Annotated in this window: 15 protein-coding genes and 1 pseudogene; 5 read left to right on the top strand and 11 right to left on the bottom strand. The window is 70.0% G+C overall.

Annotation, left to right across the window (positions count from 1 at the left end; all coding sequences use genetic code 11):
* Positions 1 to 46 precede the first annotated feature (46 nt).
* The 8 genes from ABZZ74_RS09730 to ABZZ74_RS09695 form a co-directional block, all read right to left on the bottom strand.
* A complete protein-coding gene (locus ABZZ74_RS09730; protein ID WP_356762909.1) occupies positions 47 to 2,908 on the bottom strand; it encodes a glycoside hydrolase family 2 TIM barrel-domain containing protein in 2,862 nt (953 codons plus the stop codon).
* Between the two features lie 28 nt (positions 2,909 to 2,936).
* Positions 2,937 to 3,803: a carbohydrate ABC transporter permease gene (locus tag ABZZ74_RS09725; protein ID WP_356762907.1), complete on the bottom strand. Its 867-nt coding sequence runs from the start codon at positions 3,801 to 3,803 to the stop codon at positions 2,937 to 2,939.
* On the bottom strand, positions 3,800 to 4,765 hold the full coding sequence (locus ABZZ74_RS09720) for a sugar ABC transporter permease (RefSeq protein ID WP_356762905.1): 966 nt from the start codon (positions 4,763 to 4,765) through the stop codon (positions 3,800 to 3,802). Before ABZZ74_RS09720 ends, ABZZ74_RS09725 begins: the two co-directional genes overlap by 4 nt.
* A 20-nt stretch (positions 4,766 to 4,785) precedes the next feature.
* Complete coding sequence (locus ABZZ74_RS09715) at positions 4,786 to 6,057, bottom strand: sugar ABC transporter substrate-binding protein (protein ID WP_356762903.1); 1,272 nt, start codon at positions 6,055 to 6,057, stop codon at positions 4,786 to 4,788.
* A 259-nt stretch (positions 6,058 to 6,316) separates the two neighbouring features.
* On the bottom strand, positions 6,317 to 8,161 hold the full coding sequence (locus ABZZ74_RS09710; protein ID WP_356762901.1) for a glycoside hydrolase: 1,845 nt from the start codon (positions 8,159 to 8,161) through the stop codon (positions 6,317 to 6,319).
* An 11-nt stretch (positions 8,162 to 8,172) separates the two neighbouring features.
* Entirely contained in the window at positions 8,173 to 9,420 is a 1,248-nt protein-coding gene (locus tag ABZZ74_RS09705; RefSeq protein ID WP_356763293.1) for an ROK family transcriptional regulator, read from the bottom strand.
* A 191-nt stretch (positions 9,421 to 9,611) separates the two neighbouring features.
* The gene (locus ABZZ74_RS09700; RefSeq protein ID WP_356762899.1) at positions 9,612 to 11,492 is read right to left on the bottom strand and encodes an IclR family transcriptional regulator C-terminal domain-containing protein; all 1,881 of its coding nucleotides are present in this window, start codon (positions 11,490 to 11,492) and stop codon (positions 9,612 to 9,614) included.
* A gap of 244 nt (positions 11,493 to 11,736) precedes the next feature.
* Positions 11,737 to 13,014 (bottom strand): M6 family metalloprotease domain-containing protein, encoded by a 1,278-nt coding sequence (locus ABZZ74_RS09695; protein WP_356762897.1) that lies wholly within the window; start codon positions 13,012 to 13,014, stop codon positions 11,737 to 11,739.
* Positions 13,015 to 13,296: 282 nt separating this feature from the next.
* Between ABZZ74_RS09695 and ABZZ74_RS09690 the strand changes: the two genes are divergently transcribed.
* Both ABZZ74_RS09690 and ABZZ74_RS09685 read left to right on the top strand, forming a co-directional pair.
* Positions 13,297 to 13,950, top strand: a complete 654-nt coding sequence (locus ABZZ74_RS09690) for a helix-turn-helix domain-containing protein (RefSeq protein ID WP_356762895.1) — start codon at positions 13,297 to 13,299, stop codon at positions 13,948 to 13,950.
* Between the two features lie 119 nt (positions 13,951 to 14,069).
* Positions 14,070 to 15,611: an MFS transporter gene (locus ABZZ74_RS09685; protein WP_356762893.1), complete on the top strand. Its 1,542-nt coding sequence runs from the start codon at positions 14,070 to 14,072 to the stop codon at positions 15,609 to 15,611.
* A 107-nt stretch (positions 15,612 to 15,718) separates the two neighbouring features.
* Here the strand turns inward: ABZZ74_RS09685 and ABZZ74_RS09680 are convergent, their stop codons facing one another.
* Entirely contained in the window at positions 15,719 to 16,234 is a 516-nt protein-coding gene (locus ABZZ74_RS09680; protein ID WP_356762890.1) for a MarR family transcriptional regulator, read from the bottom strand.
* 96 nt (positions 16,235 to 16,330) lie between these two features.
* On the opposite strand from ABZZ74_RS09680, the gene ABZZ74_RS09675 reads away from it, so the two are divergent.
* Positions 16,331 to 17,122 (top strand): class III extradiol ring-cleavage dioxygenase, encoded by a 792-nt coding sequence (locus ABZZ74_RS09675; protein WP_356762888.1) that lies wholly within the window; start codon positions 16,331 to 16,333, stop codon positions 17,120 to 17,122.
* An 87-nt stretch (positions 17,123 to 17,209) separates the two neighbouring features.
* On the opposite strand, the gene ABZZ74_RS09670 is transcribed toward ABZZ74_RS09675, so the two are convergent.
* Positions 17,210 to 17,728 carry an N-acetyltransferase family protein gene (locus ABZZ74_RS09670; protein WP_356762886.1) on the bottom strand — a complete coding sequence of 173 codons (519 nt, stop codon included), beginning with the start codon at positions 17,726 to 17,728 and terminating at the stop codon, positions 17,210 to 17,212.
* 200 nt (positions 17,729 to 17,928) lie between these two features.
* Between ABZZ74_RS09670 and ABZZ74_RS09665 the strand changes: the two genes are divergently transcribed.
* Together ABZZ74_RS09665 and ABZZ74_RS09660 are read left to right on the top strand one after the other, a co-directional pair.
* On the top strand, positions 17,929 to 18,924 hold the full coding sequence (locus ABZZ74_RS09665) for a sigma-70 family RNA polymerase sigma factor (RefSeq protein ID WP_356762884.1): 996 nt from the start codon (positions 17,929 to 17,931) through the stop codon (positions 18,922 to 18,924).
* 656 nt (positions 18,925 to 19,580) lie between these two features.
* Positions 19,581 to 20,249, top strand: coding sequence for a TetR family transcriptional regulator (locus ABZZ74_RS09660; RefSeq protein ID WP_356763291.1), 669 nt, complete (start codon positions 19,581 to 19,583; stop codon positions 20,247 to 20,249).
* Here ABZZ74_RS09660 and ABZZ74_RS09655 read toward each other — a convergent pair.
* A pseudogene (locus ABZZ74_RS09655) lies at positions 20,246 to 20,345 on the bottom strand (IS481 family transposase); the annotation flags it as partial. The gene ABZZ74_RS09660 and the pseudogene ABZZ74_RS09655 sit on opposite strands and share 4 nt — an antisense overlap.

Here is a 20,345-nt window from a genome sequence, read left to right as displayed (position 1 = left end):
GGTCGGCGGCGGGGCGGGTCGGTCAGCCGGTCGAGTACGCCTCGGTTCAGCCCGTCGGCGAGAACACGAACGAGAATTCCGCCGGTCCCGCCCCCAGCCGGTACTGCGGCAGCACGCCCGGTCCGCAGGACGCCGTGCCGATGCCGTGGTGGGCGTGGTCGAGGTTGACCCATACCGTGTCGCCCGGGGTGAGGTCGGTGCGGTGGGTGGCGGCGTCCAGTTGTTCCGTCGTCCAGCGGCGGGCCGTGAGGTGGAACTCCGGGTCGCCCTCGATCCGCAGGCCGCCGAGTTCCGCCCAACGGACGTCGGGGCGGGCGCCGTTCTCCTGGGGGCGGAGGTAGGGGGTCTGGAGGTCGTCGACCGTGGACTCGTAACGGGCGATGCGGGACGCCGACTTGGTGTCGGGGTAGCCCTCACCGGGGCCGCCGCCGAACCACCTCACCGTGTCCGCCGCGCCGAGTCCGAACCGTACGCCCAGCCGCGGCAGCGGCACCGGCCACTCGCCCTGCGGGCCCACGGACACTGTCAGCCGCAGCCGGTTGCCGTCGGACGTCCAGCGGTAGACGGTCGCCAGGCCGAACTCCCAGGCGGCCGGCGCCACCCGGGTGCGGACGGTCAGCGCGTCGTCGGTCGCCTCCACGGAGTCGATGCGGTGGCGCATGCGGTGCAGGCCATACTTGCGCCACAGCTCCGCGTACCGGATGCCGTCTTCCCACCCGGCGCCCTCGTCGTTGTCGGTGGTCGCCCGCCACACATCCAGCCGCAGGCCGGTCACCGGCACGTCACCGATGCTCCTGAGCGCGCCCGTGCGGGCGTCGAAGGAGGCCGGGCCCAGAGTGATCACGCGGTCGCCGAGCACGGGGCCGTCGGTGGCCGGGACAGCCTGCAACGGCCGTGCAGACACCGGGACTTGGCCCCAGGCGACCTCATGGCCCCGCGGCGCCCAAGCGGTGTCCGCTGCCAGCAGCGCCCGTACCGTCCACTGTGATTCGCCGCGTCCGTGGTCGGCCGGCGGTTCGGGCAGCTTGACGTCCGCCGACTCGCCCGGGGCGAGCGCGGGCACCGCCAGGGAGCCCGACTCGACGCTCTCGCCGTCCACTTGGTACGACCACTCGAAGGCGAACGCCGACAGGTCGGCGAAGTCCTGCTTGTTCGTGACCCGTACGGTGCCATCGGCGGCCTCGAGGGAGACCGGCTCGATGACCTTCTTGAACTCCAGAAGGCCGGGAGAGGGCCGCCGGTCCGGGAAGACCAGGCCGTCGCAGACGAAGTTGCCGTCGTGCAGCTCCTCGCCGAAGTCGCCGCCGTAGGCGTAACCCAGCTCGGGGTGGGTGACGCCGTGGTCGATCCACTCCCAGATGAAGCCGCCCTGGAGCCGCTCGTACGTCTCGAACAGGCGCTGGTAGTCGGCGATGCCACCGGGACCGTTGCCCATGGCGTGGCCGTACTCGCAGAGGATGAAGGGGAGTTCGCGGCGCTTGTGGGTGCCGCCGTCCAGCTCCTTGCCGATGGTCTCCACCTCGGCGTGACCGGCGTACATCCGTGAGTAGACGTCCGTGTCGCGGCAGTTCCAGTCGCCCTCGTAGTGCACCAGGCGCGAGGCGTCGCGGTCGTGGATCCACTCGGCCATCGCGGTCAGCCCGCGGCCGGTGCCGGCCTCGTTGCCCAGCGACCAGATCACCACCGACGGGTGGTTCTTGTCGCGCTCGACCATGCGGGCGGCCCGGTCGAGCAGGGCCGGGGTCCAGCGGTCCTCGTCGACGGGGTTGTCGCGCCAGGCCTGCTCGGTGAAGCCGTGGGTCTCCAGGTCGCACTCGTCGATCACCCACAGGCCGTACTCGTCGCACAGGTCGAGGAAGGCGGGGTGCGGCGGATAGTGGGAGGTGCGCACGGCGTTGAGGTTGTGCCGCTTCATCAGCAGCACGTCCTCCCGCATGGTCTCCAGGTCGAGGGCGCGGCCCTGCTCCGGATGCCATTCATGGCGGTTGACGCCCTTGAACAGGACCGCCGTCCCGTTGACCTTGATCAGGCCGTCGGACAGCTCCACCGTGCGGAAGCCGATGCGCAGCGGCACCCGCTCGCCCTCGGTGACCAGTTCGCCGTCGTACAGCTTCGGCACCTCGGCCGACCACGGCTGGACCGGCACCGTGACCGTCGTCCCCGTCTCGACATCGATGTCCAGGGCGGGCACGAGCACCCGCCCCTCGACGTCGGAGTCGACGCGCAGGGTGCCCTCGCCCGTGAGGTGGTCGTAGGAGGCGTGCACGAAGAAGTCGAGCGCGCTGCCGGCCGGGCGGTGCAGCAGCGTCACGTCACGGAAGATGCCCGGCAGCCACCACTGGTCCTGGTCCTCCAGGTAGGAACCGGCCGACCACTGGTGGACGCGGACGGCCAGGACGTTGCCGGCCGGCTTCAGCAGGTGGCCGACCGCGAACTCGTGCGGCAGCCGGGAGCCCTTGAACTCGCCGATGTCCGTGCCGTTGAGCCAGACGCGGGCGCAGGACTCCACGCCGTCGAAGCGGATCACCGCGCCGCCGTCCGCGGGCCAGTCCGCGGGCAGGTCGAAGACGCGGATGTGGTCGCCGGTCGGGTTCTCCGTCGGCACGTGCGGCGGGTCGACCGGGAAGGGGTAGAGGTGGTTGGTGTAGATGGGCAGGCCGAAGGCGCCGTCGCCCTGGAGCACCCAGTGACCCGGGACCGTGACCTCGGCCCAGTCCCCGGCGTCGAATCCGGGCTCGGCGAACGAGTCGTCCTCGGCGTCGGCGGTCGGCGACACACGCAGCCGCCAGCTGCCGTTCAGGGAAAGCGACTTCGCGTCGGAGGTCGCATACCAGGCGCGGGGCGGGAGCGCCCCGCTGCCCGGGGAGACGTCCTCTACGTAGTCGGTGGCCGTGGTGCGGGAAGTCATCGGTCTCCAGGTCATGGTGAGAAAGGCGTCAGCCCTTGATGCCCGTCTGCGCGATCCCCTGGACCAGCCAGCGCTGGAGGAAGAGGAACACGAACACCAGGGGCAGGATGGAAATGGCGGCTGCCATGAAGATCAGATGGAAGTTCACGGTCTGGTTGGTCATGAAGGAGGAGAGCGCGACCTGCACGGTCCAGGCGCTCGGGTCCTGGCCGATGACCAGCGGCCACAGGAAGGCGTTCCAGCCGCTGATGAACGTGATCGTGGCGATGGCCGCGAAGAAGTTCAGCGAGTTGGGTACGACGATCCGCCAGTACGCGCCCCAGTAGCCGAGCCCGTCCACGCGCGCCGCCTCCTCCAGCTCCTTGGGGAATCCCAGGAAGTACTGCCGGAAAAGGAAGCAGGTGAAACCACTGAACAGCCCCGGGATGATCATGCCCCGGTAGGTGTCGATCCAGCCGAGGGAGGACACCAGCACGAAGCTGGGCACGAAGGTGACGGCCGTGGGGACCATCAGGGTCGCCAGAACGACGTAGAAGACCTTGTTGGCGTGCTTGTAAGGGATGCGGGCCAGGCCGTATCCCGCCATGGAGCAGAACAGCAGGGTGCCCACGGTGCTCAGGACGGCGATCACCGTGGAGTTCCACATGGAGTGGGCGAACTCGACGGTCGGGTCGTCGAAGAGCTCGGAGATGTTGCCCCACTGGAAGGAGGGCAGCAGCTTCCAGTTCTCGCCCGTGATCTCCGGGTCGGTGGAGAGCGCGTTGCGGAGGATCAGGTAGAAGGGGATCAGGAAGAGGAAAGCGGCGACGGTGACGGCGATGTACAGGCCGGTGTTGCCGAGGACCCCTCCGCGCTTCTTGCGGTCCTTGTCGGCGTGCGGTGCGGTGACGGTCACTTGTCCTCCCCTCCTCCGAAGCCCATGATCTTGCCCTGGGCCAGCGTGACGATACAGATCAGCAGGGACAGGATGACCGCGCCCGCGCTGCCGGCGCCGTAGTCCTGGTCGGTGCCGAGGGCCGTTTTGTACAGCTCCATCAACGGTGTCTGTGCCCAGGTCGCCTTGGTGCCGATGATGTTGAAGAACTCGTCGAACGCCTGGTACGCGGCGATCAGCAGCAGCAGGATCACCGCGGTCGAGGTGGCCCGCAGCTGGGGCAGCGTGATGTACCGGAAGGTCTGCCAGCCCCGCTTGGCGCCGTCGATGGCGGCGGCCTCGTACAGCTCCGGCGGGATGTTCTGCAGCGCCGCCAGGAACAGGATCATGTAGAAACCGGCCTGGATCCACAGGCGCAGGGTCACGATGACCAGCCAGTACCAGGGCGGGCTAGGGTTGGAGATCCAGGCGGTGTTGTCGACGCCGAACCAGCTCATGACGGTGTTCGCCAGGCCGAAGCGGACGCCGTTGAAGATGGACATCTTCCAGATCAGGGCGGCGGCCACGTACGAGACGGCGGTCGGCAGGAAGAACACCGACCGGAAGAACGCCCGCATGAAGGTCAGCCGGTTCACCAGCAGCGCGAGCCCCAGCGACAGTGCCCAGGTGGTCGGCACGATGAACGCGGCGAAGACGGTGAACGTCACCAGCGAGCTGGGGAAGTTGCTGTTGGTCAGGATCTGCTTGTAGTTGTCGAAGCCGATGAAGTGGCTCGGCGTGACCGTGTACCGGGCGTCGAAGAAGCTGAGCCAGATGCTCCAGACGATCGGCACGAAGACGAAGATCACCAGGCCGATGAGGAACGGCCCGGTGAAAAGCCAGAAGTTGAACGTCGGGTTGCCCCGCAGGCCCCGCCGCGGCCGGGCCTGGGAGGCCTTGGCCGGGGCGGGCTGGGCGACCCCGCGTGTGGTGGTGGTCGACATGTCGTGGGGTTCCCGGCGGCTTATCCGAACAGCTTCTTGAGCTCGACGTTGACCTTCTTGTCGCAGGCGTCGAGCGCGGCTTCGGGGTCGCCGTTCTTGCGGACGGAGGACGCGAGCACGTCGTTGAAGGCGGTGATCATCGTCTGGTCCCAGCCGATGTTGTCGAAGTGGCCGTAGTCCGTGAAGAGCTTGACGCCCTCAGCCGGCAGGCCGGACTTGAGCTTGGTGGCCTGGTTGGCTATCGAGGTGCGCGGCGGGATGTGGAAGCCGTACGAGGTGGCCCAGTCCTCCTGGTACTGCTTCTGGTCGATCCACAGCCACTTCACGTACTCCTTGGCCGCGTCGACGTTCTTGCCCTTGGCGTTGACGAAGATCGACCAGCCGCCGTTGTAGACGGACTGCTTGCCGGCGCTGCCGATCTTCGGGAAGGGGAAGACGCCGAGGTCGTCGCCGAGGGCCTTCTGCATGGCCGGCATGGACCACATGCCGCCCCACTGGATGGCGCACAGGCCCTGGTCGAGCGAGGAGGGGTCCCAGAAGTCGGTCGGAGCGTCCAGCAGCACATGACCGCTGGTGAACAGGGTCCGCAGCTTCTTCAGGCCTTCGATGACGCCCGGCGTGTGGTAGGCGATCTGGTTCTTCGCGTCGAGGGTGTCGGCACCGGCCGACCAGATCAGGTTGTTCTGGATCGCGGTGAAGTCGTTGCCGAGGAAGAGGCCCTTGACCTTGCCGGTGGTGAGCTTCGCGGCGGCCTCGATCAGCTCGTCGAGGGTGGTCGGGACGTCGACCTTGGCCTTCTCCAGCATCGACTTGCGGTAGTAGAAGAACTGCGGGTCGTCGATCATCCGGATCCCGTAGATCTTCCCGTCGACCGTGTGGGACTTGATGTCGTTCGGGTTGAAGTCGTCCTTCACCGGGTCGATGAGGTCGCTGAGGTCCGCCACCTGGCCGCTCTTGACGAGCTGCAGCTGCGGGTGGAACTCGAAGACGTCGGGCGCCTTGCTGCTGAGCAGGGTCGCGAAGAGCGCGGATTCGAAGTTGTTGCCCGTGATCCAGCTGGTGCTGACGTCGGCCTTCTTGTACGCGGCCGCGTACCGCTTGAGGGCCTGCTCCGTACCCGCCTCGCCGTAGGCGTGGAAGTACTGGACCAGGTGCTTGCCGGAACCGGACCCGCCGGATCCACCGCGGCCGTTGTTGCTGCCGCACGCGGCGAGGGTGCCGGCTGCGGCCATGCCCGCGGCGGCCCGGAAGATCGATCGACGGGACCAGTTGCTGTTGCTCGTTGCCGACATGCTGACGTCCTTGTCTCTGTTGCGGCTGCGGCTCTGTCGCTCAGCGCCAGATGGCTCAAAGGGATTGCAGTGCGGGAAGCTAAGCGTTCGCGAAGGCCTTAGGCAAGGGGTTGGACGAAGTCTGCGCGAAACGTTGTACGCGGTTCGGGATCCCGAACGGGGGTGTGGTGCAAGGGGGTTGAGGGCCGCCGGGGTCAGGTGGCCGGCGGCCCTCGGTCAGTGGGGGGGCGGACCCTGGTGGATCCGGGTCGGATCCTGGTCAGGCCCTGTTCCAGGCCTCGTTCGTGCCGCCGTTGCAGCTGTAGAGGATCACCTTGCTGCCGTCGGCGGTCGCCTGTCCGCTGACGTCGAGGCACTTGCCGGACGCCTCGCTGAGGATCTGTCCGTTGGCGTTGAGCAGCCAGCGCTGGCTCGCGTCACCGGTGAAGTCGGCACTGGTCGTCAGGCCCGCACTCCCGGCCGTCAGATACCCGTTCGCGCCCTTCAGGCCGCCCTTGGCGTCGTACGACCACGACTGCTCGGTGGTGCCGGTGCAGGTGCCGATGGCGGCTCCCGAGGCGCTCGCGGTCAGGCACTTGCCGGACTGCTTGCCCGCCAGCGCGCCCGTGACCGCCGTAGCGCCGCGGCCCTTCTGGTCGAAGACGTACGTCGTGACCGAGCGGGCGGCGAGCGTGGCCGACACCGTGCCACCGCTCACCGAGGGCCTGGCGACCTTCGCCCAGTCCTCGGTGGCCGACGTCCGTACGGCCTGTGCGGCCCGTACCGGCGCCTTGCTGTTGAAGTGCAGACTCAGCGGGGTGTCGGTGGCGTTGTGGTTGTTGACCACGACCACCCACTTGCCGCCGGAGTCGTAGGAGGAGACCTCGACGCCGTCCGGCGCCCCGGTCACGTTGTGCGCGACCGAGCCCGGGCGGACGAACTTGCTGTACTGGCCGAGCGCGTAGTAGCGCTTGGTGAAGTACAGGCTCTGGTTGCCGTTCGTCGCGTAGTCGGGGTCGTAGTAGATCAGGCCGTCGTTCCAGCCGACGTCGTTCTTCTCGGTGGGGGAGCTGCCGTAGCCGCTGGCCAGCGCCACCCACCACTGGAAGGCCGAGTCGTGGGCGCTCGCGAAGTCCTTGTAGATGATCCTCGACATCAGCAGGGCGTTGTCGATGGACGGGTCGTACTCCTGGTTCCAGCCCGTGGAGCCCTTGCCGAAGCAGCAGATCTCCGTGGCCCAGGACTTCTGGCCGACGGTCCTCGACGTCTCGTAGACGTTGGCGAGTTGCCCGTCATTGGGGTTGTTGTACGTGTGGTGCGCGAGCGCGGACACGTACTGGGCGGTGCCCGGCTGTGAGATCCACTGCGGGAGCTCGGAGACGAACTGGGTGGTCTGGCTGGACTCGTCGGCGATGATCGAGGTCTTCTGCTTGCGGGCCTTCTGCTCGGCGCCCAACGCCCGCACGATGTCGTCGCGTTGGTCGACGGTGACCTTCATGCCCTCCTGGCCGCACGAACCGAAGTCGTTGTCCGGCTCGTTGAAGGGGCTGATGTAGTCCAGCTTCACGCCCTGCCGGGCGAAGTGCCGGGTCACGTCGGCGACGTACCTGGCGTAGTCGCCCTCGTTCTCCGGCTTCAACTGGCCGCCGCAGCTCTGCCCGTTGGTGGTCCATTGCGCAGGCGCGCTGTTGACGAAGCCGATCAGGTCCTTGACGCCGTATTTCGCGGCGTACTTGAGGAAGGTCCGGCCGCCCTTGTCCCTGCTCCAGTCGTAGGAGCCGTCGGGATTCAGGAAGTCCTCGGCGACGCGGGCCGGGGTGGTGACCGCGACCCCGCCACCGCCGATGTTGTAGCGGTACGAGCTCAGGGCCAACCCCTGCTGGGAGAAGAGCAGTCGGGCCACCTGGGCCTGCACCTCGGGCTTGAAGTGCTGCAGGTCGTTGACCCACCAGGCGCCGGAGGCCCCGATGTCGTCGATCGTCTGGGCGGCGTGGGGGGAGACCTCGGCCGCCGTGGGGGTGGCGGCCGAGGCGGTCGGGGCGGATATCAGGGGTCCCGCGACGGCCAGCGCGGCCGCGGCCGCGAACAGGACCGGTCTACTGCGGTGGGGGTGAGACACGTGCATCCCTTCCGTCGTCATGAAGGTGGTGCGGTACGGCTCCTTGCGGGGATGGTGCGCTTTACGGTGGCCCTCTGCCCCACGGACTGCAGTGCCCCCTCGAGCGCGAACGTGGCCGCGCCCAGGCACACCGGGTCGGTGGGAATGGGGGAGAGGACGATCTCGGTGGCGGCCATGGGCCGCTTCAGGGCGTGCCGGGCGACGGCTGCGCGCACCTCGTCCAGCAGGGGCTCGCCCAGCGTCTTGGCGACCCAGCTGCTGAGCACGACCACTTCGGGGTTGATCAGGTTCACGAGGTCGGCGATGCCGGCGCCGAGGTAACGGGCCGTGTCCCGGACCACCTTGACCGCCACCGGGTTGTTCGCGACGACCCCGCGGGAGAGCGCGTCGATGGTGGCGGTCTGGTCCTCGGGGTGCAGCAGCGTGCTGTCGGGGCTGAGTTCACGCAGGTTCAGCATGATGCCGGGGGCGCCGACGTACGTCTCCACGCAGCCGTGGTTGCCGCAGTGACACAGGCGTCCGTCCAGCACGATCGTGTTGTGGCCCCACTCGCCGGCGCTGTTGCTCACGCCCCGGTGCAGCCGCCCGTCCAGGACCAGTCCGGCGCCGACACCGGTGCCGAGGTTGACCACCACGGCGTCCGTGCGGCCCCGGGCCGCCCCGAACCACAACTCCGCGACCGCGCAGGCGCGCAGCGGGTTGTCCAGGTACAGCGGGTAGGCGATGTGCTCGGTGAGCAGGTCCAGCAGCGGCACGTCGTGCCAGTCCCAGTTGGGCGCGTACTCGGAGACGCCGGTGGCGCGGTCGACCTGGCCGGGGACGCTCACCCCGACGCCGAGCACCCGGGCGCCCTCCACGCCGGCCTGCATGACCACCGAGCCGACGGCCGCGGCGGCATGAGCGACCACCTGCTCGGGCTGGTTCTCGCCGGGGCGCATCTCCTCGATGGCGCGGGCGAGGACGTTCAGGCCCAGGTCGAACAGCTCGACGCGGACGTACGTCTCCGCGATGTCGACACCGATCAACGCGCCCCCCGACGCGTTGACGGCGACCAGGCCCCGGGGGCGGCCGCCCGCCGAGTCCTCGAAACCGACCTCGGTGATCATCCGCAGGTCGAGGAGTTCGCCGACGAGGGTGGCGACCGTGGCCAGGCTCAGTCCGGTGGCGGCCGCAAGCTCCTGGCGGGAGGTGGGGGACTCCGCGATGATCTGGCGCAACACCTCGTACCGGTTCGCGGTACGGATGTCACGCGAGGTGCGCTTCACTGGCGTCTTCACTGACGTCGTCCCCATCCCTTCCCAGGCGGCCCGGAGCCGGGTCGGTCCCGACACCAGCACCGGCGCGGCGCAAGGCTATGGCCTGCGGGGGACTTTCGACAAGGGATTGGAAAAGAGTTGAAGAGACCCGGTCGTAACACCGGTCGTAACACCGGCTGGGACACCGGTCGGGACGCCGGTCAGGACACCGGGATCCGGGTGAAGCGGCCCGCCACGTGGAGGTCGGCCTCGACGAGGGCCGCGGTGCGGCGCAGTTCGGGGAGGATATCCCGTACGCACTCCTCGACCGAGTGGCGCGCGGCGTGCATGGCGACGTTCAGGGCGGCGACGGCGCGGCCGGTGCGGTCGCGGACCGGGACGGCGATGGAGCGCAGCCCTTCCTCCAGCTCCTCGTCGACCAGGGCGTAGCCGGCGGCCCTGACCTCGTCCAGGACGGCGGCCAGGGCGGCGGGGTCCGTGACCGTGTGCGAGGTGAGAGGACGCAGCGCGCCGAGCGTACGGTCCGGCTCCGGCAGGTCCGCCAGCAGTACCCGGCCCATCGAGGTCGCGTATGCCGGCAGCCGCGTCCCGACCGCGAGGTTGACGCTCATGACGCGGCGGGTGGCGACGCGGGCCGTGTACTGGATGTCGGTGCCGGAGAGCACGGACAGCGAGGTCGACTCGTGGACGCGGGCGGCGAGTTCGGCCATGCGCGGGCCGGCGATCTCGGGCAGGGTCGTACGGGACAGCGGCGGGAAGCCCAGGCCCAGCACGCGGGGCGTCAGCTCGAAGTTGCGGTCCGTCGCGCGGACGAGGCCCAGGTGCTCGTACGTGATGAGCGCCCGGCGCGCGGTCGCCCGGGCCAGGCCCGTCGCCTGGGCGACCTCGGTGAGCGTCAGGGCGGACCGTCCCTCGCCGAAGGCCGTCAGCACCGTCAGTCCGCGGGCCAGCGACTCGACGAACTCCCGGCCCAGCTCCTGCTTCGACGCGCCGGTCCAGGTGGCGAGACCGGACGGCGACGCCTCGCCCTTGTGCGGCGGTGCCGCGCGTAGATCGTCCTCCATGGCCCGTACCGCCGTACGCAGTCGGGGCAGCAGGGTGTCGCGCAGGTCGGCCGCGGTGTGCCGGCTGGTGTGACTGACGACGCTGGCCGCGCAGACGATGCGCCCGGTCCGCGGATCCCGCACCGGCACGGACACCGCGACGAGCCCCGGCTCGATCAACTGATCGTCCAAGGCCCACCCGTCCTCCGCGGCCGCCGTCACCCGCCGCTCGAAGTCCGGGGCGGAGTGGGGGTCGGGTTCACGGGAATCTCGGGTGCGGCGAGCACGGGCGTGGGGCTGGGCTCGCCGCTCGGCGTCCTTGTGGTCGGTTTCGGCTGTCTGGGCGGGGCGCTCGGTCCCCCGATCGCCCGCCTTCGACCGCGCGTCGGCGCCTCTGCCGGCAGGCGCAGGACGGGCGGACTCCGCGATGTCCGGTCCTCGCGTCTCCGACTCCCGCTCCCCGCCTGGTCCTTCCCGCGGCGGGACCGCCGGGAAGCTCCTGTCCTGCGGGTCCGCCGTCCGGCGTTTTCGCCATGCCTGCCAGTCGGGTTCGGTCCACTCCGTGGCGAACAGCGGGCCCGGTGCCGTGCGTTCGGCCGGGAGGAGGTCGCCGATGCGGAAGCTGAGGGACATCGCCCGGCGCCGGGTGGCCTGGTGGATGAAGCGGATGCCGTCGCGGTCGGCGACGGCCAGGGACACCGACTCGTCCAGCTCGTCGGCGAGGGCGTCCGCGCGCGCGTCCAGCAGCGCGGGCAGACGCAGGGCGGCGAGATAGGCGTTGCCCAGTTCCATCAGCCGGGGGGTGAGGAAGACGTCACGGCCGTCGAGACGGACGTACCCCATGCGGGCCAGCGTCGCGGTGACCCGGTCGACCGTGGAGCGGGCCAGGCCCGTCGCCCGCTCCAGCGCGCTCAGGCTCAGCGTGCCGCCCGCCTCCGTCAGCCGGTGCAGCACGGCGACCCCGCGGATCAGCGGCGTGACCGCCTCGGCCGGTACGGCGGACGAGGCGACGGCGTCGGGCTCGGGGTTCGCGGGCATCGCTTCTCCGGTACGGCGATCAGGGCAGCCCTACCGTAATGCGACCGCCGCCGGCTCACCGCCGGGTGGCCGGGCTCCCGGGTGTTCCGCCCTGCTCGCCGCCGGGTGGCCAGGGCCCAGGGTGTTACGCCCTGCTCACCGCTGGCCAACTAGCGCCCAAGACGCCCCGCCCACCGCCGGCTGCCCAGCCCCCAAGACCCTCCGCCCCCCGCCGGCTGCCCAGCCCCCAAGACGCCCCGCCCCCTCACCGCCGAGTGACCAGCACCCGGTACGCGCCTGTTCCGTCCACCCCCGCCACCGCGATCCGGATCCCCCGTCTCGGATCCCGGAACACCTCGCCCGGGGTGAAGGGCGCGTCCGAGAGTTCCGCGTTCACGTTGGGACTGCGTGTGCAGCCGCCGCTGTTGCGGTGGGCGTCGTACACCGTCACCGGTCCCATCCCGGTGTCCACGTCCGCGTCGACCCGGTAGACGAGGACGCCCGCCCGGCACACCGCCTCGTCGTCGCCCTCACGGGTGCGCAGCTCCAGCGCGTACCCGGAGCGGCCGCTGACCGGCACGAACACCAGCTTCGGGCCGCCCGCGCGGGCCAGCGGGGTCAGCGTGTACTCGGTGGTGCCCCGCGTCGCCGCACAGCTGACCTGGGACGGGTCCAGCCAGCCGAGCTTCCACTTGTGCCAGCCCAGCAGGTCGTTGTCGGCCCCCCAGTCCTCGCTCATGATGTCCCAGTGGCCGACCGCGCCCCCGCCCTCCTGCGTGTACAGGTCGGGCAGCCCGAAGACATGCCCGTTCTCGTGGGGCAGGACGCGGTAGCCGGTCTGCGCGTAGGAGCCCGAGCCGTCGTCCTGCCGGGAGTACACGAAGGACGCGTTGGCCACCGGCACACCGTCGGCCACGGGCGCGTCCGCGTTGCCCGCGAAGGTCACCGACAGCACGGTGTCCAGCGCCGAGGGCCCCGCGTTCGGGGTCACCAGCACGTTCAGGAAGTCGTACGAGCGGAAGTCCACCTGAGGATCGGCCGCGCCGACGATGTCCTGGACCAGCTCCCGGTAGCCGGGGTCGAAGGGGGCGCCGCGCTCTATGCCGTACGCCTTGAACGGCTTCGGCATGCGCAGCCAGTGCGGGATCGGGGTCTCGGGGTGGTAGTCGAGCCGGCCGTAGGAGGCGGTGCGGAACCACTCGCGGGTCCGGGGGAAGAACTCGCGGAAGCGGTCGAGGGCGTCGCCCGGGCCCGGCGCGTCCGGGAAGTCGATCATCAGCGTCAGGGCGTGCACGGTCCCGGTGGAGCGGGAGTAGCCCGTCGTGGTCGGCACGCCCTCGGACATCTGGACGGTCCGGTTGCCGGTGATCATGCACGGGGCGAGGGCGGCGCTCCGGGCCATCGTGCTCGGCCCCGCCCCGGCCGCCCTGGTGCCGGTGCCGGGGTGGCGGGTGCCGGCTGAGGTGCCGAGGGCCAGGATCAGCGCGGTCACGGACGCGAGGGCAGCCACCGTGCGCGGGCGTATCCGACGGCTGAGCGGCATGCACGGGCCCTTCCTCCATGGCAGCCGTCGCGGTGGGCTGCGCCCTTTCGATCACCCTGGGTCGGGGCCGGGGCGGGCGCTCGCTGGAGGAGTCCGAACGGGGTTTCCCGCATAAACGTGGGTGTGACTCAGGTCACAGGAATTGGGGCGGCGGGCGGGAAATAACCGGGGACACCTTCCCCGTTTAACCATGCGTCCGAGCGAAACGGGGAGCCCTTCCCCGGATCGCACCGCCCGTTGACTCAAGAGCCCGTCGACGGGCCCAGAACCGAGGAGGACGCCGTGACCGCCACGACGACCGCGCAGCCCGCACAGCGCAAGGTGACCAGGCCCCGCGCCGACGCCGTGCGCAACCGGGAGCGGATCGTCAGCGCCGCCCGCGAGATGTTCACCGAGTACGGCCCCGATGTGCCGCTCGACGAGATCGCCCGCCGGGCCGGCGTCGGCAACGCCACGGTGTACCGCAACTTCCCCGACCGCGACGCGCTCGTCCGTGAGGTCGTCTGCTCCGTCATGGACCGGACGTCGGAGGCGGCCGAGCAGGCACTCGCCGAGGCCGGGGACGCCTTCGAGGCGCTGGAGCGATTCGTGCACGCGTCAGCCGACGAGCGGGTCAGCGCGCTGTGCCCGATGGTCTCCAGCACCTTCGACAAGAACCATCCCGATCTCGAAGCGGCGCGTGAGCGGTGCGAGCAGATCATCGGAGAGGTCATGGACCGCGCCAGGAAGGCCGGCCAGCTCCGCCCAGATGTCGGCGTCGGCGAACTGATGCTCGCCGTCGCCCAGCTCAGCCGGCCCCCGGCCGGCGTGGACTGCCTCAGCGGAGACCGCTTCGTCCACCGTCATCTTCAGCTGCTCCTGGACGGACTGCGGGCCCCGGCCCGCTCGGTCCTGCCGGGCACGGCCGCCACCCTGGAGGATCTGCGTCGGCCCTGACCGATTAGTTCAGCGCTCCACACCAGTCCCAGTCTCCGAGCAGTGCGGCCGTCGACGACGACGGGCCGTCAGTCTTCGTCTCCGTATTTCCGTCACGAAGTCCCGAAGTGGGTACCCCCATGTCTGACACAGCCTCAAAGGCTCCAGGAAGCACCGTCGGTGCTCCCGACTCCAACCGCTGGAAGGCGCTCGTCTTCATCGCGCTCGCCCAGCTGATGGTCGTCCTCGACGCCACCATCGTGAACATCGCGCTGCCCTCCGCCCAGCAGGACCTGGGCATCTCCGACGGCAACCGCCAGTGGGTCGTCACGGCCTACGCGCTCGCCTTCGGCGGCCTGCTGCTGTTCGGCGGCCGCATAGCCGACCTGTGGGGCCGCAAGCGCGCCTTCGTCATCGGCCTGACCGGCTTCGCCGCCGCCTCCGCGCTCGGCGGGGCGGCCACCACCGGCGCCATGATGTTCGGCGCCCGTGCCCTCCAGGGTGCCTTCGGCGCCATGCTCGCCCCCGCCGCGCTCTCCCTGCTCGCCGTGATGTTCACGGACGCCAAGGAGCGCGCCAAGGCCTTCGGCATCTACGGCGCGATCGCCGGTGGCGGCGGCGCCGTCGGCTTCATCCTCGGCGGCGTGCTGACCGAGTACCTGGACTGGCGCTGGACGTTCTTCGTGAACATCCCCTTCGCCATCGTCGCCGCGCTCGGCGCCTACTTCGTCATCCGTGAGCCGGAGGGCGGCCGCAACCGCAACCCGCTCGACATCCCCGGCGTCCTGCTCTCCACCCTCGGCCTGGTCGCGCTGGTGTACGGCTTCACCCGCGCCGAGTCCGACGGCTGGGGCGACTCCATGACGGTCGGCCTGTTCGTCGCCTCCGCGGTCCTGCTGCTGGCCTTCGTGGTCACCGAGGCCCGCGTCAAGGCCCCGCTGCTGCCCCTGCGCGTGGTCACCGACCGCAACCGCGGCGGCATCTACCTCTCGCTCGGCATCGCCATCATCGCGATGTTCGGCACCTTCCTCTTCCTGACCTACTACCTGCAGGTCGTGAAGGGCTTCTCGCCGATCAAGACGGGCTTCGCCTTCCTGCCGATGATCGCCGGCATGATGGTCGGCTCCACCCAGATCGGCACCCGGCTGATGACCCGGGTCCCGCCCCGTGCCCTGATGGGCCCCGGCTTCCTGGTCGCCGCGGTCGGCATGCTGCTGATGACGCAGCTGGAGATCGGCTCCTCGTACGCCTCGACGATCCTGCCCGCGATGCTGCTGCTCGGTCTCGGCATGGGTACGGCGTTCATGCCGGCCATGTCCCTGGCCACGCTCGGTGTCGAGCCCCGGGACGCCGGTGTCGCCTCCGCGATGGTCAACACCTCGCAGCAGGTGGGCGGCGCGATCGGTACGGCCCTGCTGAACACCATCGCCGCCTCCGCGACGACGTCGTACATCAAGGACCACATCGCCGGCGCGAGCTCCAAGTCCCAGCAGCAGCTGGTGGCCCTGCAGGGCCAGGTGCACGGCTACACCAACGCCATCTGGTTCGCCGTCGGCATGCTGGTGCTCGCCGCGGCGATCGTGGTGACCCTGGTCAACACCGGCACCCCCGGCTCGACCACCGTCACCGGCTCCGAGGAGGGCGCCGAGGACGAGCTGGCCGTCCCGGTGATCGCCCACTGACGGCCCCCGTACGGCCGTACCCCTTCGGAAACCTCCGTACGCGGGAGGAAGGGGACGCCCCCCGCGTACGGCCCCGGGATCTGCCCTGGTCCCGCTGAGTGAGCGGCTCAGCGGAGCCAGGGCAGGTCCGCGCCCGCCTTGTCGGGCTGCAGGCCCTCGGCGACGATCTGCATGATCTCGCCGAGGGCCTGCTGCTGTTCGGGGGTCAGCCGCTCGAACACCGCCTGCCGTACGGCCGTCACATGGCCCGGCGCGGTGCGGTCGAGCACCTCGCGGCCCTGCGGGGTGAGCACCGCGAACTGGCCCCGCTTGTCGGAGGGGCAGTCCTCGCGGCGCACCCAGCCGTTCTTCTCCAGGCGCGCGATGGCGTGCGAGAGCCGGGAGCGGGTGATCTTCGCCTTCATCGCCAGCTCCGTCATCCGCAGCCGGCTGTGCGGGGCCTCGGCGAGGCCGACCAGCAGGCCGTAGTAGATGTGCGGCATGCCCGCGTCGCGCTGGAGCTGGCGGTCGAGATGGTCCTCGAGGAGCGTGGAGGCGTGCAGATAGGAGCGCCAGATGCGTTGTTCCTCGGGGGTGAGCCAGCGGGTCTCGGTCTCGTTGGCGGATGCGGGTGCCGTATTCATGCATCTACTGTACGAGACTCCTCCTTGAAAATTAAACAAAACCGGCGTACCCTCGTTCATAGAGTTTTAGATTTCAACCATCAGGGAGTCGCCGTCATGTCCGCCGCCACCCGGGAGCGCATGCCCGCCCTGTACCTGAGCCACGGCGCCCCGCCGCTCGCGGACGACCCGGTCTGGCCGGGCCAGCTCGCCGCCTGGTCCGCCGACCTGCCCCGCCCCAAGGCGATCCTGATGGTCTCCGCCCACTGGGAGGAGGCCCCCCTCGCCCTCGGCGCGGTGCACACGGTCCCGCTCGTCTACGACTTCTGGGGCTTCCCCGAGCACTACTACCAGGTCACCTACGAGGCCCCGGGCGCCCCCGAACTCGCCGAGTCCGTCCGCAAGCTGCTGCGCGCCCCCGGCACGCCCGTCCAGGACATCCCCGACCGCGGCCTCGACCACGGCGCCTACGTCCCGCTCGTCGAGATGTTCCCGGCCGCCGACATCCCGGTCCTGCAGATCTCCATGCCGACCCTCGACCCGGTCCGGCTCATGGAGATCGGCCGCAAGCTGGCGCCGCTGCGCGACGAGGGCGTGCTGATCGTCGGCTCCGGCTTCTTCACCCACAACCTGGCCGCCCTGCGGTACGCCGGGAACGGTGTGCCGACCTGGTCCTCGGAGTTCGACGACTGGGGACACCGGGCGCTGGAGAACCGCGACTGGGACAGCCTGCTGGACTTCCTCGACAAGGCCCCGGCCGGCCGCTACGCCCACCCGCGCACCGAGCACTTCGCCCCGCTGTTCGTCACCATGGGCGCGGCGGAGGCCGGCGGCGAGCTGGACGCGCAGAAGTCGGTGATCGAGGGCTTCTGGATGGGGATGGCGAAGCGGTCGGTGCAGTTCGGCTGAGGTCCTTCGGGGCTACGGCTTCGCGGACTGCGGCTTCTGGGACTGCAGCTTCGGGCTCTGCGGCTTGGGGTCCTACGGCTTGGGGGACTACAGCTCCTTCTCGTACCAGGCCACGTCCCAGTAGCGGCCGAACTTCCGGCCCACCTCGCGGTACGTGCCGACGTACCGGAAACCGAAGCGTTCATGCAGCCGCGTGGACGCTTCGTTGGGTTGCGCGATGCCCGCGTAGGCGCGGTGCACGTCCTCGCCCGCCAGGTCCTCGAACAGGGCCTTGTAGAGCAGCGTGCCGATGCCGCGCCGGCCCGCGTGCGGGGCGACGTAGACCGTGACCTCCACCGAGGTCTCGTAGGCGGGCTTGGCGCGATAAGCACTGGAGGTGGCGTAGCCCAGAATTTCCTGTGTGTCCGCGTCTGCGGCAACCTTCAGGCGGTGCGGTCCGTCTTCAGGGTGGGAGAGCAGCCACGGGCGGCGCTCCTGAGCAGTGAAAACGGTGGTATCGAATGTGATGGACGTCTCACGGACGTAGTGGTTGTAGAGGTCGGTGAGGGCCTGGAGGTCCGCCTCGACTCCCGGCCTGACCTGCACCTCTCCACGCTCCGTCGGCATCCTGCCTCCTCGTGTGGCCGCACAGGGTACTGCATGATCAGAAAATCGGAGGGTCGGGTTGGGAATTCTGTCCGGTTTCCAGTCGTTGTTCCGGTCAGATGCAGGGCACCCGACAAAGGTGCTGAGCGGTACTCAACGACGAGTGCCCGGCGTCTGAGAAGGACCAACACCCGCCAGCCCACCATTGCAAGGGAGCACGCATGGCAACCCGTGCCGTCGCCCGTCGTCAGTCCGCCACCGGCGAGACCGACACGGCAAGCAGTGTTCGCGCACATGGCGGCGAGATCGCAGACCGCGACCTGGTCGGCATGTACCTCGACGAGATAGCGCGCACACCGCTGCTCGATGCCGCCAAGGAAGTCGAGCTGTCCCAGATCATCGAGGCGGGTGTGTTCGCGCGACAGGTTCTCGACGGGTACGAGGAGTCCAAGGCCGACGCCTCCCGTGAGGAGCTCGAGGCCCTGGTCGCCGAGGGAGAGCGGGCCAAGGACATCTTCATCCGCTCCAACCTCCGCCTGGTCGTGGCCGTGGCGCGGCGCTACCCCCGCAGCGGCCTGCCCCTGCTGGACCTGATCCAGGAGGGCAACGCTGGTCTGGTCCGCGCGGTGGAGAAGTTCGACTACCGCAAGGGCTTCAAGTTCTCGACGTACGCGACCTGGTGGATCCGCCAGGCCATCACGCGCTCGATCGCCGATCAGTCCCGCACCATCCGGCTGCCCGTCCACCTGGTGGAGGAGCTGGGCCGGATCCGCCGGGTGCAGCGCGAGTTCAACCGGGAGAACGGCCGCGACCCTGAGCCGGCGGAGATCGCCGCCGAGCTCGGCTCGACACCGGAGCGCGTCACCGACGTCCTGGACTGGGCCCGTGACCCGGTCTCGCTGAACATGTCGGTGGACGACGAGGGCGAGACCCAGTTCGGCGACCTGCTCGAGGACACCTCGGCGGTCTCCCCCGAGCAGTCGGTCCTGACCCTGCTCCGCAGCGAGGAACTGGACGACCTCATCGGCCGCCTGGACCCGCGCACGGCGTCCATCATCAAGATGCGGTACGGCATCGAGGACGGCCGCGAGCGCACGCTGACGGAGGTCGGCAAGGAGCACGGTCTCACCCGCGAGCGCATCCGGCAGATCGAGAAGCACGCCCTTCTGGAACTGAAGAAGCTGGCCCGCGACACGGGCTTCGAGGCGGCGGCGTAGGCCGAGGCGGGGCCCGCGGCCGCCACGGGGATTCCGTGCGCGATCCGTGCGGCACGGGGTCGCTCGGCGTACGACGGTCGCGGACCGCGTGCGCCGGGTGGCTCAAGACCGCGCAAACCTGGCGGAGTCAGACCGCTTCAACAGGTCAGCTCGCGGGAACAAGACTTCAGGGCACGGGAGTTCGACAGCGTAGCCGTGCGTCGTAAGCCGTGAATCTTCAGCCGTCAGTGTCATCGGTGTAAGTGGTCAGCGCAGCCGCCGGTCTTCGGAGCCGTTCCTGCGGCTGCTCGGACCGGACCCAAGAGCCAAGTCCCGACGCAACACCCCCCGGCGCCGGGACCTTCCCAAGCCGGGCTCCGGCGCCCTCCCCCCGGGCGCCGGAGCCCGGCTCTTTTCGGGCCCCGGGTGGTGACGGACGGGGCGGGGGAGGTGCGTGAGCGTAGGCGGGGGCCCGCTGGAGTGCGGGCGGCGGCGTCGGGCATGCTGGGAGGCGGGGCACCCCGGACCTGAACCCCGGGGTGGCCCGCCGGATGGCAGATTGTGCCACATCGGCATAGCCTGCCGGTGTGAGCAGCCCCACCCCCACCTCGAACTCCCGTGGAACCTCCCCGCAGGCCCCCGCCACCCTCACCGAACGGCGCAAGGCGGCCACCAGGATGGAGATCGCCCGAGCGGCGGCCGGACTGTTCGTGAGACAGGGCCTGCGTGCCACCCGCGCCGAGGACATCGCCCAGGCCGCCGGGGTCGCGCCGCGCACGTTCTATCGGTACTTCGCCACCAAGGAGGAGGCCGTCGCCCCCCTCTACGCGGCCGGCGCCCACCGCTGGGTGGAGGCGGTCGCCGAGGCCCCCGCCCACCTCTCCGTCCCCGAGGCCCTCGAACACGCGGCCCGCCACACCTTCACCCCGGGCGCCGGCGTCTCCGCGTCCTCCTGGGAACTGGTCCGCACCCTCATCCGCCTCACCGACACGAGCCCGGCCCTGGGGAAGGTCTGGGCGGAGGTCTGCCGGGACTCGGAGGGCAGGTTGGGGGAGGCGCTGGCGAGGAGGCTCGGCGCTTTGGACAACGTTGGCACGGCCTCTGGTGCGTCTCCGGGCACAGCTTCTGGTGCGTCCCCGGGCACAGCTTCCGGTATGTCTCCACGCCTGCGGTTCGCCGCAGCGGTGGCCGGTGCCGCGGTGCGGGTGGCCGTGGAGGCGTGGGCGGCGAGCGACGCCCCGACCACGGGCCCGAACGGACCGGCGGCGATGGCACTGAGAAACCTCGATGCGCTACGGGACTTCCCTTGGAGGGAGTTCACGGAGATCACGGAGGAGCCGGGCTAGGTGTACTGACCCGTGAGGTTGGGGACGCGGCTGGCGGGTGGTTGCCCTTTCAGTGCGGTGTGTCCGCGGTGGTGATTGTAGGTGTGCAGCCAGTGC

The sequence above is a fragment of the Streptomyces sp. NPDC006476 genome, assembly GCF_040612015.1.
Taxonomy (GTDB): domain Bacteria; phylum Actinomycetota; class Actinomycetes; order Streptomycetales; family Streptomycetaceae; genus Streptomyces; species Streptomyces griseorubiginosus_B.
Note: the sequence above shows the minus strand (reverse complement) of the source record. Positions and strands in the feature narration are given on the sequence as shown.